At 66.4% G+C, this 16,328-nt stretch carries 16 protein-coding genes; 6 read left to right on the plus strand and 10 right to left on the minus strand.

The window, feature by feature from the left end; all coding sequences use genetic code 11:
- Nucleotides 1-14: 14 nt before the first annotated feature.
- The 4 genes from ACJ70B_RS02615 to ACJ70B_RS02630 form a co-directional block, all read right to left on the minus strand.
- On the minus strand, nt 15-239 hold the full coding sequence (locus ACJ70B_RS02615) for a hypothetical protein (RefSeq protein ID WP_408958863.1): 225 nt from the start codon (nt 237-239) through the stop codon (nt 15-17).
- Nucleotides 240-346: 107 nt separating this feature from the next.
- Nucleotides 347-532 (minus strand): hypothetical protein, encoded by a 186-nt coding sequence (locus tag ACJ70B_RS02620; RefSeq protein WP_408958864.1) that lies wholly within the window; start codon nt 530-532, stop codon nt 347-349.
- Between the two features lie 130 nt (nt 533-662).
- Nucleotides 663-1,694 carry a PhoU domain-containing protein gene (locus ACJ70B_RS02625; RefSeq protein WP_408958865.1) on the minus strand — a complete coding sequence of 344 codons (1,032 nt, stop codon included), beginning with the start codon at nt 1,692-1,694 and terminating at the stop codon, nt 663-665.
- A 130-nt stretch (nt 1,695-1,824) separates the two neighbouring features.
- On the minus strand, nt 1,825-3,024 hold the full coding sequence (locus tag ACJ70B_RS02630) for an ATP-NAD kinase family protein (protein WP_408958866.1): 1,200 nt from the start codon (nt 3,022-3,024) through the stop codon (nt 1,825-1,827).
- Between the two features lie 199 nt (nt 3,025-3,223).
- Here ACJ70B_RS02630 and ACJ70B_RS02635 point away from each other — a divergent pair, with 199 nt between their 5' ends.
- Nucleotides 3,224-3,349 carry a hypothetical protein gene (locus ACJ70B_RS02635; protein WP_408958867.1) on the plus strand — a complete coding sequence of 42 codons (126 nt, stop codon included), beginning with the start codon at nt 3,224-3,226 and terminating at the stop codon, nt 3,347-3,349.
- Here ACJ70B_RS02635 and ACJ70B_RS02640 read toward each other — a convergent pair.
- Nucleotides 3,346-4,041, minus strand: a complete 696-nt coding sequence (locus tag ACJ70B_RS02640; RefSeq protein WP_408958868.1) for a competence/damage-inducible protein A — start codon at nt 4,039-4,041, stop codon at nt 3,346-3,348. The two genes, ACJ70B_RS02635 and ACJ70B_RS02640, sit on opposite strands and share 4 nt — an antisense overlap.
- Before the next feature lie 388 nt (nt 4,042-4,429).
- Between ACJ70B_RS02640 and ACJ70B_RS02645 the strand changes: the two genes are divergently transcribed.
- Nucleotides 4,430-4,786, plus strand: a complete 357-nt coding sequence (locus ACJ70B_RS02645) for a helix-turn-helix domain-containing protein (RefSeq protein WP_408958869.1) — start codon at nt 4,430-4,432, stop codon at nt 4,784-4,786.
- Between the two features lie 120 nt (nt 4,787-4,906).
- Complete coding sequence (locus ACJ70B_RS02650; RefSeq protein ID WP_408958870.1) at nt 4,907-6,025, plus strand: WD40/YVTN/BNR-like repeat-containing protein; 1,119 nt, start codon at nt 4,907-4,909, stop codon at nt 6,023-6,025.
- 30 nt (nt 6,026-6,055) lie between these two features.
- Here the strand turns inward: ACJ70B_RS02650 and ACJ70B_RS02655 are convergent, their stop codons facing one another.
- Nucleotides 6,056-6,955 carry a hypothetical protein gene (locus ACJ70B_RS02655; protein ID WP_408958871.1) on the minus strand — a complete coding sequence of 300 codons (900 nt, stop codon included), beginning with the start codon at nt 6,953-6,955 and terminating at the stop codon, nt 6,056-6,058.
- Nucleotides 6,956-7,071: 116 nt separating this feature from the next.
- On the opposite strand from ACJ70B_RS02655, the gene ACJ70B_RS02660 reads away from it, so the two are divergent.
- The 3 genes from ACJ70B_RS02660 to queC are packed head-to-tail and all read left to right on the plus strand — an operon-like array spanning nt 7,072 to nt 9,103.
- Complete coding sequence (locus tag ACJ70B_RS02660; RefSeq protein WP_408958872.1) at nt 7,072-7,560, plus strand: 6-pyruvoyl trahydropterin synthase family protein; 489 nt, start codon at nt 7,072-7,074, stop codon at nt 7,558-7,560.
- Nucleotides 7,560-8,342, plus strand: a complete 783-nt coding sequence (locus ACJ70B_RS02665) for a 7-carboxy-7-deazaguanine synthase QueE (protein WP_408958873.1) — start codon at nt 7,560-7,562, stop codon at nt 8,340-8,342. Before ACJ70B_RS02660 ends, ACJ70B_RS02665 begins: the two co-directional genes overlap by 1 nt.
- 14 nt (nt 8,343-8,356) lie before the next feature.
- On the plus strand, nt 8,357-9,103 hold the full coding sequence (queC, locus tag ACJ70B_RS02670; protein ID WP_408958874.1) for a 7-cyano-7-deazaguanine synthase QueC: 747 nt from the start codon (nt 8,357-8,359) through the stop codon (nt 9,101-9,103).
- Between the two features lie 131 nt (nt 9,104-9,234).
- Here queC and ACJ70B_RS02675 read toward each other — a convergent pair whose 3' ends face one another.
- The 4 genes from ACJ70B_RS02675 to ACJ70B_RS02690 all read right to left on the minus strand — a co-directional run bounded on the left by ACJ70B_RS02675 (nt 9,235) and on the right by ACJ70B_RS02690 (nt 16,213).
- Nucleotides 9,235-10,596 (minus strand): PQQ-binding-like beta-propeller repeat protein, encoded by a 1,362-nt coding sequence (locus ACJ70B_RS02675; protein WP_408958875.1) that lies wholly within the window; start codon nt 10,594-10,596, stop codon nt 9,235-9,237.
- Nucleotides 10,597-10,784: 188 nt separating this feature from the next.
- Nucleotides 10,785-12,011 (minus strand): iron-containing alcohol dehydrogenase family protein, encoded by a 1,227-nt coding sequence (locus ACJ70B_RS02680; RefSeq protein ID WP_408958876.1) that lies wholly within the window; start codon nt 12,009-12,011, stop codon nt 10,785-10,787.
- Nucleotides 12,012-12,064: 53 nt separating this feature from the next.
- Nucleotides 12,065-15,103 (minus strand): PAS domain S-box protein, encoded by a 3,039-nt coding sequence (locus tag ACJ70B_RS02685; protein WP_408958877.1) that lies wholly within the window; start codon nt 15,101-15,103, stop codon nt 12,065-12,067.
- Nucleotides 15,104-15,253: 150 nt separating this feature from the next.
- Nucleotides 15,254-16,213, minus strand: coding sequence for a ring-cleaving dioxygenase (locus ACJ70B_RS02690; protein ID WP_408958878.1), 960 nt, complete (start codon nt 16,211-16,213; stop codon nt 15,254-15,256).
- Nucleotides 16,214-16,328: the final 115 nt, after the last annotated feature.

Raw genomic sequence — 16,328 nt, forward strand, 5'->3', positions numbered from 1 at the left:
TCGAGCGACGATGGTCAGCTGATCGTGACACGCCAGGTTGTCGACCGAGCGCGTCCCCACTTCTCGATGTCGACCTCGTCCGCTTTCTCCGCGAGGTGTGGCAGGCGAGCGCCGACCTGTTTCGACGAGAGTCCGATCGCATCCGCGATGTTCTTCGCCCGGAAGTACTGCTCGCCGCGGGCGGCGCTCTCGCGGAGGTATGAGATGATCCGTCGCTCTTCGTCAGAGTAGTCGGTCATCGTCCGTGCGTCGTGCTAGGGCACCGTCGGTCTTAACTCTTAACGGCTACTAGTCCGGGTCAGTCGCCACTCGAGACACGCGTCCGGAGATAGGACAGGTACCCGTATCAGTCCCAGTAGAGGTGGATGCCGACGACCGCCAGCGAGCTAAAGAGAACGGCGGCAGCAAAACCCCAGGCGGCCGTGACATCGGGTGCGCCGGTCACCATCACCAGCGCGCCGATCACCGCGAGTGCACTCAGCGCGAGCGCCATTCCAACGCCTTTGTCCGTCGATTCGGATTGCGTAGCCATGCTCGGGCGTTGTGTATGGGGTCTCTTAACTTCACTCATTCCTGAGCGATCCGGCGAGCGGCAAGCGGCGGACGGTGGGCGGCGAGCAGCAGGGAAGCCGACCGAACGGCGGGGCCGGATCGCGGGGGCGTCACTTGATCGTCGTGTGCTCGGACTCCTCGTTGAGCGCGAGGTTGGCCGCGATCTCAGCGTTTCGCATGGCGTATTGGGCGGTCTGTTGTAGACTGACGAGGACTTCGCGGACCCGCAACAGGTCTTCGTTGTCCATCTCCGGTAGCTCGTCGAGGATCTCTTTCTCGCGATCGGAGATGTCGTGGAACAACTGCTGGACTTCGGACCACTTGTCGTAGTCGCGATCGACGGCCGCCGCGACGGCCTGCGACATGATCTCGTCGACGATCTCGTTTAGCTCTCGGATGTCACGCATCACCGAGCTATCGACGTGTAGTGAGTGGCCTTCGGTCTCGATGACGATCTCGGCGATGTCTTCGGCGTTGTCCGCGGTCAACTCGAGGTTCTTCGCGATCGATCGGTAGCCGATCAGCGGGAACCCGCTGTTCAGGCCGACCGCTCGCGCGAGGTTGGGATTCTGGTAGGCCGTAAAGATGAGGCGCAACAGGAGGACGAAGATCTTGTTCGCTTGTCGTTCCCGGTTTAACGCGCGCTGGGCCAGATCGGGGTTACCGTGGGCCAGCGCCTTGATCCCCTCACCGCGCATCGTCTGGCCGGTGCGCTCTAAGCGCTCGAGCAGGTTATCGAGCGTGAAGTCCTCGGGGTCGACCGAACAGCGGATCGAGATGCTCTCGGGGGTCTCCTCGATGACGCCCAGTCCCATCAGTTGCGTTTCGGCCTGGTAGACGGCGTTGATGTGGGCCGACTCGAGAGCCCCCTCCTCGCGTTCGATGCGGATGATGCGCCGTCCGAGGACGTACTGGGCGACGATCGCGCGCTCGACGGCGTCGGCGTCGAGATTGTCGGTGTGAACGATGGCTTCCGTTTCCTCCGTACTCGCAGACTCGGGCATCACGGTCAGCGTGCCCTTGCCGCTCGTCCGTAACGACACCTCGTCGCCCTTCTCGACGCCGTGCTCGGAGGCCCACTCGGCAGGGAGGGTCATGGCGAGCGTCGACGGACCGAGTCGTTGCACTTTCCGCGTTTCCATGGCAGCGCCTACGATCGACTCGACCTTAATCTTGACTATACGGTCATTATATAGCTCCGCATCGTTATATGGTTGAGTTCTACGCCCGTCTCACTATTCTCCTTAAACAAGAGAGCGCCGGCGGGTCCGTCTACTGGACCTTCACCAACCGGGTCGTGAACCGGCCCGTCCGGACGTGCATCCAGCCACGAAGCCGCTCGTCGATCTCATTGTCGTCGGTGTCGACGCGCAACGAGTCGATGTCGTCCAGTTTCTCTCCGGAAGCGACGACCGCGACCTCGTCGGCCAGACGGATCACCGGCGGCGAAATCTGGTGGTTCCCCCGGCCGAAGATGAACCCCTGTCCGCCGATCGGCGAAACGACGATCGTGACCGGCTTCGAAAGGACCTCGCGAATCTCCGACTCCGACGCGTCGCTGGCGAGGAGTTCCCCGGAGCGACCGGCCGACTCGTCGTCATTGCCCCTTTCGGCCGAGCCAGCAGCGTCGGCCGCGCCGTCGGCGTCTCGAGTCGTGCGCCAGACGTCGACGCCCAGCGGCGACGGATCGATTCCCAGTTCCGCCTCGATCGCGCCGACGGTGCTCCCGGGACCGAACACGTAGGTCCGTCCCGGCTCGACCTCGCGAGCGAAGCCGGACGCCAGCGAGTCGACGCTGCCACTCGAGACCTGCTTGCCAGACTGGACGTCCGGCGCGACGGGAACCGGGACGATGGCCTGCAGTTCGGTCCGCACCTCGCCCTCGCGGTAGGCGTCCTCGTCGATGTCGTTGACCTCGCGGTCCTCGACGCGGTCGAACTCGGCGGCGATCCGGCCTGCGTCGGCCGGCGTCACGCCGAACACCGACGAATAGATCTTGACGCCCGCCGGTACGCCGAGCATCGGCGTGTCCGTTCCCTCGGCCTCGAGCTCCGCTGCAACGTCGACGGCGGTCCCGTCGCCGCCGACGAACAGGACGAGGTCCACCTCGCGCTCGAGCAGCGCCCGAACGGCCGCGCGGGTGTCGGCCGCGGTCGTCTCGGCGCTCGCCGGATCGGTGTCCGTCGCCGATTCGGTCGTCGTCTCGTCCGTCGCGTCCGCGGGATCGTAGACGACTGTGGGTTCGTAGCCGGCGTCTCGGGCCGCGCGCTCGCCCATCACGCCCGCGGCCGTGTAGACGGTGAGCGTCGGGTCGCGTCGGTGCAGCGATCGCAGCGCCTCGCGCGCCCGCTCCGGCGCTCGCGGCTCGGCACCGCGGCGGCGCGCCTCCGCGAGTTTCCCGTCGGTCCCCTTCAGCCCGACCCGACCGCCCATTCCCGCGATCGGGTTGACGACGACGCCGATAGACTCCATGGCGACTACTTGGGCGTGCCAGCCGGAAAGCCGTGTCGCGTCCCGTCAGCGGATCTCTCGCCGTTCTCGGGGCTCGAGCGGCAGGCGGTGATCGGCGGTGACCGGCAGTGACCGACGGTGACGGCCGCGCGCCCGACGAGCGAGCGGTGATCGACATCATTTCTGAACAGTTAAGGGGGATCGGGACCGATCGCGGACTATGAACACACTACACGCCGCCGTTCTCGCGACGGAAGCGGACCAGCTGTTGCCCGCGGCCGGCTGGGTCGTGCTCGCCCTCGGCCTCTTGGTGACGATCGCCTGGGTCGCGTACCTGTACCGCTAGCGCTCGCCGTCCGGCGATTCGACACGCTCGCGGAGCCACGTGGCCGCTTTCTCGACCGTCGCTTCGTCCGTACTCGTGAGCTCGAGCCGGACCGACTCGCCCGGATAGCTCCCGACGGCGACGTCGAACCGGTCTCGCAGATCGGCGATCCGATCGAGGAGCGCGCTTTCCGGTTCGTCCGCGACCACCGTCTCCCGATAGGTCGCCGTTCCCGCGAACTCGTCAGCGACGGTCTCGAACATCGCCTGCATCTCCGACGGGACGCCGGGAAGGACGTAGATACCCTCGAGAACCGCCCCGGGAGCGACGCCAACTTCGTTGTGTAGCGCCCGCGCACCGGCCGGGAGTGCCGCGGTCCCCGAAGCGAGGTCGTCGCGCGCGTAACCGTTTTCCTCGAGCCAGGCCAGCGCGGCGTCGTGTTCCTCGACCGGGCGGCCGAGCGCGGCCGCGACGCCTTCCATCGTGAGATCGTCGTGGGTCGGGCCGAGTCCGCCGGTGACGATGACGGCGTCGTACTCGGCGCGGTACTCGTTGACGACGCGGGCGATGTCGCCGACGCGGTCGGGGACCGTCGTGACGCGCTCGACGCTGACGCCGCGATCGTCGAGTCGCTCGCACAACCACGTTGCGTTCGTGTCCGTCGTTCGTCCGGCGAGCAGTTCGTCGCCGACCGTCACGACCGCGACTTTCATGCGCGACCGTTCGATCCGAGTCCCCAAATGCGTCTCGCTCGCGTCGACGCCGCCGCCCTTCGGTCCGGTTTGCGCTCCCGGCCACATTCGTCGCGGTACGTCACAGACAGGGTCACCGTATAGACGAGAGCAATCGCACGGCAGGGAGACGATGACGGTGCGGTAGTGACTGTGAAAAGTCAACTGTTACACATAACAGGCGCACGTCGAACAGTCGGCCGCTCTAGAGCATGTTTCACGAGAAGCAACTGTCACAGACAGCGCCACTAGGGCCTGATGACCGCTGAGACGGCGTTTCACGCCAGGACCGCTCGACCAGAGGGGTACTCATAAAGAGTACTCTCGATAACCATAAGATTCAATTTCAGTAATTGGTAACGGAGAGACTATGTCTCGGAGTCGGACACAAGACCACGATGCGGATTCGGCCGCGGTTCTCTCCGCGCTGGGGAGCAAGTACAGCGCGGAGATTCTCTGCGCCGCGGGGACGCCGAAATCGGCGCAGGCACTGAGTGAAACGATCGAAATCCCGATCGCGACCTGTTACCGTCGTATCGAAGAACTCGTCGATGCAGGACTGTTGACGTGCGAAGGACGGCGACTTTCCGACGAGGGTCGACGAACGAACATCTACCGGCGAACGCTCGACGAGATCGAGATCGACTTCTCGGACGACGCGCCCGCATTCTCGCGGAAGCGCCGCACCGAGGCCAAAAACAGGCTCCAGGACCAACTCGAGGACTGATCGACCACCGTCAGCGTATCGGAGCCACAGCCGGTCGGTTCGGGAGCCATCTCATCGGTTACTCCATCATATTAGAACGTCTATACTACTTATCCCTGCCGAACCGTTTCGGTCGGACGCATGTGGGAACTCGGTCCCGATGCGGACGAACCTGAATGGCAGTCCGTCGAAACGCCCTTCCCGACCGATCTGTTCGAGGTCGTAAGCACCGTCGCCGGCCCCTACGCGATCGGTGACGGCGGCGTCATCGTCGCCGACCGCGGCGACGGCTGGGAGGTGATCATCGAGGACGGCCCGAACGTCAGAAGTAACCAGCTCCGTGGCCTCGACGTCACCGACGACGGCCGTCGGATCTGGTTCGCCGGCTCGAGCGGGGCGATCGGCTGCTACGACATCGAGACGCGCCGGAAGTTCGATTACTCGTATCCCAAGGAGATGACGAGCACGTGGGAGGGCCTCGCCGTGTCGGGCGAGACCGGCGACGAGAAGCTCCTCGTCGCGAACGGCTCCGGCGAGATCCTCCCGGTCACGATCCACGGCTTCGACGTGAACTGGGGCGTGACGAGCAAGCCAAACGAGCAGGGGTCGAAAGTCGCCGCGCTCGCGGCCTCGCCCGACGGCTACGGCTATGCCGTCGACACGAGCGGAAACGCGTACAAGACGACGAAAGACGACGGCTGGGTGGACATCGGCATCGTCAACTCGCAGGTAAAGTTCTACGACATCTGGGCGGGCGAGAACGAACGCGTCTACGTCGCCGCCGGTGACGGGCGCGTCTATCGGTACGACGACTCGTATCAGGGCTGGACGCCGATTCGTGTCGGCGAAAAGTCCCTCCGCGCGTTCGATACGTACGGCGATCAACTCGTGGCGCTCGGCGACGCCGGTGCCTTCTACCAGCGCATCGACGGCGGTGAGCGCTGGGAGCAACGGCACACGCCGACCGAGAGCGTGCTCAACGATGTCGCGCTTGGCACGCCGGACGTCGCGGTCGGCAAGAGCGGGCTCGTCATCGAACGCCCCCGCGGCGAGCCTCGCGACGCACGAACGAGCGCGGACGGCGACACCTTCGACGGCCGCGGCGAGAGCTACGATCCGAGCGACGCCGACACCGAGAGCCAAGGGGCGGAGTCAAGCGACGGCTCGAGTGCCGGCTCTCCCGACGGCTCGAGCGAGTCCTCGTCTCCGTCGAGTGACTCCCCGTCAGAGAGTAACTCGAGCGACTCCGCGAACGACTAGCCACCGCGAACGACTAGCCCGTCGGCCGACTCAGTCGGCCGTCGACTCGAGGACGAGTCCGTTTTCGCCGACGGCGACGTGCGGCGAACCGGCGAGCACGCCGTGAATCGTCGCCTCACCGTTCCAGTCCGTCTCGCGCCACGCGTCGCGTGTCCGAACGCGGAGGAGGCCGCTCTCGCCTCCGACCAGTCGCGTCGTCCCGTCCGCGTCCAGACACTCGATCCCGGCGTCGCCCGCCGAATACGGCGTCCAGCCGTCGCCCTCGGTACGGTCGTAGAACCGACCGTTGCCCCCGCCGACGACGAGCGTTGAGCCGGACGCCGCGACCGCAGAGAGGCTGCCCTCTGCGTCGGCGATGCCGATCCGTTCCCAGCCAGACGGTGTCGTCTGCCAGACGGTCCCGTCGCCGTCGACGCCGTAGCCACACCCCGATTCGTCCGCCGCAAGCGCCGTGATCGCGGTGCCGTCGGCGGGGACTGTCCGCCGATCCCACGCCGGCCGCTCACCGTCGACGGTCCCGGGGAGAACGACCCCGTTACCGTCGGCTAACAGAAGTTTTTCCGACCCGCGAGCGCCGGCCACTGCGAGCGCGTGAAACGTGACGTCCATCCCGTCGGGTCTCGAGCAGTCGACTCGATGGCCGCGCTCGAGGTCGTAGTACCCCATTGCACCGCCGGTTCCGGAAACCCAGATCCGGCGGCCGTCGTCGGTGGCCGCGACCGCGCGGAGCGTCTCACCCTGTGCTCCGGGGCCGTCCGAAACGATGACGCCCCAGGAGCCGTCGCCGGCCCGGCCGAGGACGGTTCCGCCGTCGCCGACGGCGCAGGGGCCGTTGGCCGTCTCCGTGACAGCGTAGACGGTCCCCTCGATCGGCGCGTCGCTGGCCGTCCACGCGAGCGGGTCGTCGGTTCCGCTCTCGAAGTTCCACATACCGTCCGTTGGCACGCCCCACGCAAGAGTCCCGGCGATCGCTCGGATCGTCTAGGTGTCTCGCACCCTGAAGCAGCGATCCGCGATTTTAAGTATTCTCGAGGGAATATCCGGGTGTGACTGAACGCATAGAGGACCGGCCGGCCGAGGGAGATGTCGACGACGAACCGCTCGACGGTTCCATCGTCGGTGCCCAGCGAACCCTCCACGTCGGACGGGACCGGCCGATCAGGATCAGTACGGGCCACCGAATCCAACACCACGACGGCAAGTGTTCGCGGCCCCACGGCCACAACTACGAGGTCACCGTCTCCGTCACAGGTCGCCTGACTGAGGAGGGATGGATCGCCGACAAGGGAGATATTACCGAGGTAATAGACGAGTGGGACCACAGGTTCTTACTCGAGGCCGGCGACCCCCTGATCGACGCCTTCGAGGCGGCCGGCGACGACGACGGGGTCGTCGTCCTCGAGCACCCGCCGACGGCCGAGGTGATGAGCGTCGTCTTAGAGCGAAAACTCGCGTCGGCCCTCCCCGAGACGGTCACCGACGTGGCCGTCCAGGTGAGTGAGACGAGCGAACTCTGTGGGGGCGGCGAGTTCTGATGCCGGTCTCCGACTCCGTCGACCTCGAGTCGGGAAGCGACGTCGGGAGCGAGGACACGCCCGACGGCCTGCCGATCAACGAACTGTTCCACTCGCTGCAGGGTGAAGGAACGCTCGCCGGCGTCCCATCCGTGTTCGTCCGCACGAGCGGCTGTAACCTCCGGTGTTGGTTCTGTGACTCCTATCACACCTCCTGGGAACCGACCCACGCGTGGCTGGACCTCGAGGAGATCGTCGCCGAGATCGAAGCCTACGACGCCGACCACGTCGTCCTCACCGGCGGCGAACCGCTGCTCCACGAGGAGAGCGTCGCCTTGCTCGAGGAACTCGACGACCGGGGCTATCACACCACCGTCGAGACCAACGGGACGATCTACCGCGACGCGCCGATCGATCTGGCTTCGATCAGCCCGAAACTCGAGAGCAGCACGCCGACGCCGGAGCGCGATCCCACGGGAGACGGCGAGTGGGCCGAGCGCCACGAGAACGATCGAATCGACCGCGAGACGCTCGCCCGGTTGGTCGAGGACTACGACTGCCAACTGAAGTTCGTCGTGACCGACGGCGACGATATGCCGGAGATCCACGAGTTACTCGCGGATCTGCGAGCGGCCGCCGACGCGCCGATCCGCGACGACGACGTGCTCTTGATGCCCGAGGGGGCGACCCGCCAACGCCTCGCCGAGACCCGGACGCGTGTGGCCGAGCTCGCGATGGAACACGGCTTCCGATACACGCCGCGACTGCATGTCGACCTCTGGAACGACGCGCCCGAGACGTGACCCAGTAGCTGCATATGACACCGCCAACCGACTCACCCGCCGACGAATCGATCGACGAATCGACCGCCAAACGCGCCGTCGTCCTCCTCTCGGGCGGCATGGACAGCGCCACCGCCGCCGCCGAGGCCCGCGACCGGGGGTACGAACTCTACGCCTTGCACACCTCCTACGGCCAGCGCACCGAGGACCGCGAACTCGAGTGCGCTCGCCGGCTCGCAGACGAGTTCGACGCGGCCGACTTCCTGCGGCTCGAGACCGGCCACCTCGCGGCAATCGGGGCCTCGAGTCTGACCGACGACGAGATGCCCGTCGCGGACGCCGACTTAGAGAGCGACGAAATCCCGACCTCGTACGTTCCCTTCCGGAACGCGAACCTGCTCGCGATGGCGGTCTCCTACGCCGAAGCGAACGACTGCGAGGCGGTCTTCATCGGCGCTCACAGCGAGGACTTCTCGGGCTATCCCGACTGCCGACCTGAATTCTTCGAGGCCTTCGAACAGGTCGTCGACGTCGGGACGAAACCCGAGACCGAGATTTCGATCGAAGCGCCGTTCGTCGACTGGTCGAAGACCGATATCGCCGAGCGCGGCGTCGAACTCGAGGTGCCCTACGAGCACACCTGGAGTTGCTACCGCGAGAACGAACCCGCCTGCGGTACCTGCGACGCCTGTGCGTTCCGGCTGCAGGCGTTCCGGAACGTCGGCGTCCGGGACCCAATCGAGTACGCCGAGCGGCCGTCGTACGCCGACGGCGAGTCATAGCGATCTTCGCGGGGCGATACGTCGACCGGACGACGGTCCACTCCTGATGTAATACTGGTTTCGAGACGACGACGGACGCGCACAGTAGCCGGTGACGATCGCGTTCGGGGACGGAGACCCGTGCCCGTCGATTACTCTTTTGTGGTCCCTTGTCGGCGGAGCCACTCGAGGAGAAGTGCGCCGCCCGCGACGCTCGTCCCGGCGGTGAACCCGGGAATCGTGTCGCCGTCATCGCTGTCGTCGCCACCGCCGTCACCTCGCGTATCGCTTTCGGCCCGAATCGCAGAGAGGGAGTCACCGCTCGCGTAGACGGTTTCGCCGACGACCGCCAGCTGACGCGGCGTCACGTCGGTGTCGACGCGCCACTTGCGCGTCCCGTCGGCTCGGTCGAGGGCGGCCACGCCGGCCGCTCCACCGGCGTTCTCGAGGCCCGCGTAGACGGATTCGGAGCCGACGACCACGGACGCGATCGAATCGACATCGTCCGACGGCTGCCAGACGGAATCACCGGCCGGCCCGTAGCCGGTGACGGTCGACCGGGAGTCGTCACCGCCCTCGCTCACGGCGTACACGCGGTCGTCGGTGAGGACGTCGAGCGAGCGAGCGGGAACCGTCGATCTGCGCTCGCCGGTTTCGGCGTCGTAGAGAGTCACGGTGTCGTCTTTGACGGTGGCGACGACACCGTCAGCGGCGATCGGGCGGCCAGAGAACGTGCTCGATCGCCAGTCATCGACCGCATCCGTCCACCGTTTGTCCCCCGTATCGACGGCGCGGGCGAACAGCCGATTGTTACTCACGGCGAAGACGGTCCCATTCGCGACGGCGACGGGCTCTCGTTGCAGGGGTGCGCCTCGAGTCCCTCCGTCCTCGGTCGTCATCGGCTTCGGATCGAACTGCCACCGTCGCTCGCCGCTGTGCGCGTCGAGCGCGTACAGGACCTTGTCGGCGACGACGAACACCAGTTCGTTCGCGACGATGGGCGTCTGATTCGTCGCGTAGCCGAGATCGCTCACCCGCCAGCGGGGATCTCCGGTCGCGGCGTCGAGCGCGATCAGATCCGGATCCGGCTCCTTCGTCGTGACGTACACCGTCTCGTGGGCCACCGCCGGTGATCCCGTGACGGTCACTGCCTTCCCCTGATCCGCCGTCGTGAGCTCGGTTTCCCACTCGAGTGACCCGTCCGTTGCGTTGATCGCGTGTACCGGCCCGTCGTCGGTCGCGAGGTAAACCGTCCCGTCGACGACGGCAAACCGGCCACCGTGGTCGTGCGTCCAGGCGATAGCGACCGGCGACTCCGGGCCGGGCGCGTCCGAAACGAAGCCCGTGTTTCCCGAATCGCCGCGGACTGACGACCAGCCCCCGGAGCCGTCCGCCGTCGCCGATTCCGCGGCCGCACGTTCGGCGACCGCACCCACCCCAGTCACCGCACCCATCCCGACCGCAACCGTGAGTCCGGCGTTCCGCAGTACGTTTCGTCTCGCATACTCGCTCATGCTCGTCGACCGATAGCCGTCGACCACCGTTATTACCGATTCGATAAATACTGTCTCGGCTCGAAAACGCGAGAGAACGATCGGTTCGCCGAGTGAAACGGTATCCGAGAACCGGGCCGTCAGCCGGTTGTTTGCCTGTCTATGCGAGCGGTCGAAGATGATGCTATCGGACTGACACCAGCGGCGGTTCACCACGCCGCCTCGAGGATGCCCTCGATTTCCTCGTCGGTCGGGTCCAGCCCCGGCGGTGCGTTCGCCATAAACGAGTCGGCCAGGATCGCGTCCGCCACATCGGCGAACTCGGGTTTGTCGGGACCGTCGACGTCCCGAAGCCGCGACGGAAGCCCGAGCGCGTCCCGGAGCTCCGTGACCGCGTCGACGACCGCGGCCGGCTGATCCGCGGCCTCGCCGACGCCCAGCGCATCCGCGAGCACCCCCACTCGCGCGTCCACGTCGTCCTGCCCGAACAGGTACTCGAGGACGTGAGGGACGACGATGGCGTGGGCGGTCCCCTGCTGGAGGTCGCTGGTCCGCGTCAATCCGTGACCGAAGGCGTGGACGATCGAGGCCGTCGTCTCGCCGGGCCGGGAAATCCCGTACTGGACGAGGACGAGCCCCTCGAGGATCGTCTCGAACGTCCCGAGGTCGCGGTCGCCGTCGCCGAACGCGCGAAAGCCGTCCGCGAATTTCTCGAGGCCGTGGCGGGCAGTCGCGTCGGTGATCGGCGTCGCGTTGGCCGCGTAAAGCGTCTCGAGGCCCTTATCGAAGCCGTTCATCGCCGATCCCGCGAGGATCGCGTCGGGCGTGGTCGCGACCAGTTTCGGATCGTAGAACGCGGCCGCGGGCATCAGCCCCGGATCGGAGATGCCGCCGCCGCGCTCCTCGTCGACCAGCCCCGCGTCGGGTGTGGCGGTGATACCGGCGACCATCGAGAGGTCGGCACCCGCCAGCGTCGTGGGGATCGTCACGATCGGGAGCAGCCCTTCGTCGGGGACGGTGATTGTCCCGGTCTCGGCGAACTCCGCGGCGACGTCTTGGGCCGTCCGGTCGCTCGCTGCAAGGACGCTGCTCACCGTCGCGACGTCGAGGCTGCTCCCGCCGCCGAGGCTCACGAGGACATCGGCGTCCGCCATCCGGAGTCGCTCGCGGCCGTCGATCGCCGTCGTGAGCCGCTTCTTCGGCGTCGTCTCGTCGAAGATGCCGGCCAGCCGGTCGCCCAGTCCCTCCTTGACCGGATTGATCACCTCGGGCGTGGTGCCGACGGTCGAGCCACAGACGATCAGCGCGCGCTCGAGGCCCCGGCGCTCGAGTTCGCTCTCGAGGTCGTCGACGCAGTTCGGGCCGAACCGGATCGTCGACGGGTGGTACTCGAACCGAAACGCCGCGTCGCGTTCCCCCGGTCGGGATGATGGCATGAAATCCCGTACGGCCGGCCCGCTGTTAAAAGCGAGCCCGCCGCCTGCTCGCGTTATTCGTCGTCGGGCGCTGCGGCGGGTACCGTAACGGAGAACGTCGACCCCTCGCCGGGCGCGGCGTCGACCCAGATCTCCCCGCCGTGGCGTTCGATGATGCGTTCACAGAGCGCGAGGCCGATCCCGGTGCCGTCGTACGCCTCGCGGCTGTGCAGCCGCTGGAACACGTCGAAGACGCTGTCATGGTTCTCGGGCGCGATGCCGATGCCCTCGTCGCGGACCGACACTACGTATTCGTCGCCGCGTCGCTCGGCGTCGACGTGGACCCGTGGTGGCTCGTCGCCGCTGTACTCGAGTGCGTTCGACAGCAGGTTCTGGAGGACCTGGCGGAGTTGGCTGGCGTCGCCCTCGACGTAGGGCAGCCGCTCGGTTGTGATCTCGGCGTTCGTTTCCCGAATCTGGAACTGCAAGTCCTCGATCACGTCGTCGAGGACGGCATCGAGGTCGACCGGCTCGAGTGGCTGTCCGCGGGTTTCGACGCGGGAGTACTCGAGCAGCCCGTCGATCATATCGCGCATCCGATTCGCGCCGTCGACCGCGTAGTCGAGGAACTCCTCGCCGTCCTCGTCGAGGTCGTCGGCGTAGCGGCGCTCGATCAGTTGCAGGTAGCTCGAGACCATCCGGAGGGGCTCCTGGAGGTCGTGTGAGGCCGCGTACGCGAACTGCTCAAGCCGTTCGTTGGACTCCTCGAGTTGGGCGATCGTCTCCTCGAGTTTGCGCTGATTTGCCTTGCGCTGGGTGATGTCCTGGGCCATCGTCACGCCGGCGAAGACGTCGCCTCGGTTGTCGGTGACCGGGACTGCGTGGACGACCCACTCCCGATCGGCGTACGCGAGTTCGACCGATCGCTCCTCGCCGTCGAGTGCGGCCTGAAGCACGGGTTCGAGTTCGTCGACCGCCTCGTCGGGCCATACGTCGTAGAAACTACGACCCTCGAGATCGGCGGGTTCGACGGGAAGCCGATCGAAGCCTTGGCCCGCCGCCAACGTGTACGTGAGGTCGTGATCGAACAGCGTGACGATCCCGTTCGGGAAGTACTCCGAGATGGCCCGGTAGCGCTGTTCGGACTCCTCGAGTTCGCGCTCGCGGCGCTTGCGCTGGGTGATGTCTCGATCGGAGACGACGATCGAGACGACGTCACCGTCGTCGTTCGTGACCGGTCTGAAGACACCGTTTAGCGTGTACCGCTCGCCGTCGGGTCGGGTGAGATCGGCTTCGAAGTCGACGTACTCGCCGGCCGCCGCCCGCTCGGTCCACTTCCTGACGTCGACGCGGACCTCCTCACCGGCACCCCACCAGGGCGTTTCCCAGAACGGCTCGCCAGTCACTGCATCGAGATCGGCGTCGATGTACTCCATCGCCGTCTGGTTGATGTCGATGACCGTCCCATCGGGCTCGAGTAAGCCGACGAGGATGTTCGGATCCTCGAAAATCGCTTCGAACCGCCGCTCGGTCCGCTCGAGTTCGCGTTCACGCTCCCGTCGCTCGGTCACGTCCCGGAAGTACACCGAGATACCGGTCTCCGAGGGATAGAGGTTCGCTTCGACCCGGAAGTCGAGCGTGTCATAGTACAGTTCGTAGTTCGTCGGCTCCTGCGTTTCCAGGGCCGTGTGGAAGGCGTCCCAGACTTCGTCGATCTCGGCCGCGGAGGGAAACATGTCCCAGATGTTCTCCCCGAGCAGTTCCTCCTCGGAGCGCTGGAGGAGTTCCTCGGCGCGTTCGTTGACGTGGGTGAACCGGAACTGATCGTCGACCGCGTAGAACGCGTCGGAGATCCGCCCGAGGATGCGCTGAAGTTCGGTCTCGAGTTCCCGCTCGCGTTTCCGCCGGTCGGTCATGTCGCGAGTCACCTTCAGATAGCCGCGGTGTATCCCGTCGTCGTCCCACACCGACGTGATCGTGACGTTCGCCCAGAACCGGGTACCGTCCTGCCGGACGCGCCACCCTTCGTCTTCGACGGAGCCGTTCTCGGTCGCCATCTCGAGGTTTCGTTCGGGGACGCCGTCACGTCGGTCCTCGTCGGTGTAGAACGTCGAGAAGTGCTCTCCGAGAATCTCCTCGCGGTCGTAGCCTTTGATCCGCTCGGCACCCTTGTTCCAGCTGATGATGCGTCCGTCGGGGTCCAATCGGAAGATCGCGTACTCCTCGACGGCGTCGACCAGCGACTGAAACGCCTCCTGGCGCTCCTGTAGGGCGTCCTCCGATCGCTTTCGGTCGGTGATATCGTAGTAGATCTCGATCCGGCCCCCGGCGTACTGTCCCTCGCTGATCGGTTTACTCTGATACTCGAGCCACCGTCCCTCGCGGTCGCCGTCCGACGTGCCGGTGACTCGACACTCGAGACGGTCGATGTACTCGCCGTGCTCGTACGCCGAGCGAACGGTATCGGCGAACGAATCGGGCTCGACGAACGTCTCTCGGAGCGATTCGTCGATCACCGTCCGCTTGTCCCGGCCGACGACCGCCTCGCGGTCGAGCCCGAGGAACTCCTCGACCGTCTCGTCGAGCCACCTGACGTCGAAATGCTCGTCCAAGACGAGGATGCCGACGTTCGCTTCGTCAAGCACGCTGTCGATCGACGCGTCGGACGGCCGCGCCGACGCGAGCGCGGTCGATTGCGTCGTCTTCGAGCGGGGACGCACGACGCCGATGGTCCCTCGCAACTCGTCGTCATCCGTGAGCGCCGAGAGTCGAAGTTCGCAGGTGACCGTGTCGCCGTCGGCGGTTCGGACGCCGAGTTCGAAGGCCAAACTCTCGCCCGTTTCCGCCGCGACGTGGTCGCGGAGGTCGCGTTCGATCGACTCGATATCGCTCGCGTCCAACAGGAGCGAAACGTGTTCGCCGCGGAGCTCGCTCCGGTCGTAGCCCGTCAGCTCGACGAGCGCGTCGTTGACCGCAACAAAGTTCCCGTCCGCATCGAGCTGGTAGAGCCCGTCGTCGATGGTCTCGACCAGCGTCCGGTATCGCTCGAGCGCCACCTCGTCGTCGGCGTCCCCCCAGAACCCCTCGTCGGTGGCGTCCGATCGTGTGCTCATACTCTGGTGGTGGCCGCTGAAGGGGATAAAACGCTCGGCAATCGCGATCGCAAGGAAGCGGTGACGGCACGACTCAAGCCCTCACCGCGGCATCTCCGTCGCAGCGCCCCGCCGCATGACCGGCGGGCGACCGGCGGATCGCGGCCCGCGTCAGTCTCCGCTCGAGCCGACGGTCGGCCCGTCGAAGTCGGGCAACCGTGCCTCGATCGCCTCGCGTTCGTCTTCGAGCCACGCGGGCAGCGCCAGCCGTTCGCCGAGTTCGTCGAGGTGCTCGTCTTCGGTGAACCCGGGACCGGTCGTCGCCAACTCGAAGCGGACGCCGCCCGGCTCGCGAACGTAGATCGATTGGAAGTACTTCCGGTCGATCACCTCCGAGGGCGACAGGCCCGCGTCGGCGAACGCCTGCCGCCAGCGCTCTTGCTCCTCGACGCTCTCGGCCGCGAACGCGACGTGGTGGACCGTGCCGACGCCCAGCTGCCCGCGGCCGGCGTCGGTCTCGACGAGGTCGACGATCGAGCCGGGGCCACCGGTCGCGCTGCGATAGCGCCGTCGCCCGTCGGCCTCGGCCTCGAGTTCGTAGCCGAGCACGTCGGTCAAGATCGTCTCGGTCGGGCCGAACTCGTCGACCGCCAACGTCACGCTATAGAAGCCCCGGAGCTGGTGTTCGGCCGGAACCGGGCCGTCCTCCCAGGGAGTGGCAGCAGTCTCCGCGTCGGTCGCCACTAACTCGAGTCCGATCCCGTCCGGATCCGAAAATCGGAGGACGCGCTCGTCGAACCGGTCTTCCGCCTCGAAGGCGACACCCTCGGACTCGAGGCGGTCGCGCCAGTAATCGACCGACTCGGGAGGGATTGCGTAGGCAGTCGTCTTCGTCTGGCCGGCTCCGAACCGGCCCTCCCGGCCCCGGTCGGTCCACGGGAAGAAGGTGATGTTCGTGCCGGGCGATCCCTCCCCGTCGCCGAAGTAGAAGTGATAGGTGCTGGTATCGTCGTGGTTGACGGTCTGCTTGACGAACCGCAGGCCGAGCGTGCCGACGTAGAAGTCGGCGTTGTCCTGTGGGTCGCCGGCGATCGCCGTCACGTGGTGGAGTCCGGGCGTGTCCGGTGTCATTGCAGTCGCTAGCGGCGCGGCGCTTGAATCGTTTGCTCGCGTCCGCGTCACCGGGAGACACGAGTGTTATCGGGATCGATCGGTCTGGCTCGAGCCCGATTTGCCCCCTCGACCG

The organism is Natrinema sp. 74 (assembly GCF_046097095.1).
GTDB lineage: Archaea > Halobacteriota > Halobacteria > Halobacteriales > Natrialbaceae > Natrinema.

What these genes read in the sequence shown, in the direction of transcription:
- ACJ70B_RS02615 (WP_408958863.1), bottom strand. Translation starts at nt 239, where the DNA reads ATGACCGACTACTCTGACGAAGAGCGACGGATCATCTCATACCTCCGC.
- ACJ70B_RS02620 (WP_408958864.1), bottom strand. Translation starts at nt 532, where the DNA reads ATGGCTACGCAATCCGAATCGACGGACAAAGGCGTTGGAATGGCGCTC.
- ACJ70B_RS02625 (WP_408958865.1), bottom strand. Translation starts at nt 1,694, where the DNA reads ATGGAAACGCGGAAAGTGCAACGACTCGGTCCGTCGACGCTCGCCATG.
- ACJ70B_RS02630 (WP_408958866.1), bottom strand. Translation starts at nt 3,024, where the DNA reads ATGGAGTCTATCGGCGTCGTCGTCAACCCGATCGCGGGAATGGGCGGT.
- ACJ70B_RS02635 (WP_408958867.1), top strand. Translation starts at nt 3,224, where the DNA reads ATGAACACACTACACGCCGCCGTTCTCGCGACGGAAGCGGACCAGCTG.
- ACJ70B_RS02640 (WP_408958868.1), bottom strand. Translation starts at nt 4,041, where the DNA reads ATGAAAGTCGCGGTCGTGACGGTCGGCGACGAACTGCTCGCCGGACGA.
- ACJ70B_RS02645 (WP_408958869.1), top strand. Translation starts at nt 4,430, where the DNA reads ATGTCTCGGAGTCGGACACAAGACCACGATGCGGATTCGGCCGCGGTT.
- ACJ70B_RS02650 (WP_408958870.1), top strand. Translation starts at nt 4,907, where the DNA reads ATGTGGGAACTCGGTCCCGATGCGGACGAACCTGAATGGCAGTCCGTC.
- ACJ70B_RS02655 (WP_408958871.1), bottom strand. Translation starts at nt 6,955, where the DNA reads ATGTGGAACTTCGAGAGCGGAACCGACGACCCGCTCGCGTGGACGGCC.
- ACJ70B_RS02665 (WP_408958873.1), top strand. Translation starts at nt 7,560, where the DNA reads ATGCCGGTCTCCGACTCCGTCGACCTCGAGTCGGGAAGCGACGTCGGG.
- queC (WP_408958874.1), top strand. Translation starts at nt 8,357, where the DNA reads ATGACACCGCCAACCGACTCACCCGCCGACGAATCGATCGACGAATCG.
- ACJ70B_RS02675 (WP_408958875.1), bottom strand. Translation starts at nt 10,596, where the DNA reads ATGAGCGAGTATGCGAGACGAAACGTACTGCGGAACGCCGGACTCACG.
- ACJ70B_RS02680 (WP_408958876.1), bottom strand. Translation starts at nt 12,011, where the DNA reads ATGCCATCATCCCGACCGGGGGAACGCGACGCGGCGTTTCGGTTCGAG.
- ACJ70B_RS02685 (WP_408958877.1), bottom strand. Translation starts at nt 15,103, where the DNA reads ATGAGCACACGATCGGACGCCACCGACGAGGGGTTCTGGGGGGACGCC.
- ACJ70B_RS02690 (WP_408958878.1), bottom strand. Translation starts at nt 16,213, where the DNA reads ATGACACCGGACACGCCCGGACTCCACCACGTGACGGCGATCGCCGGC.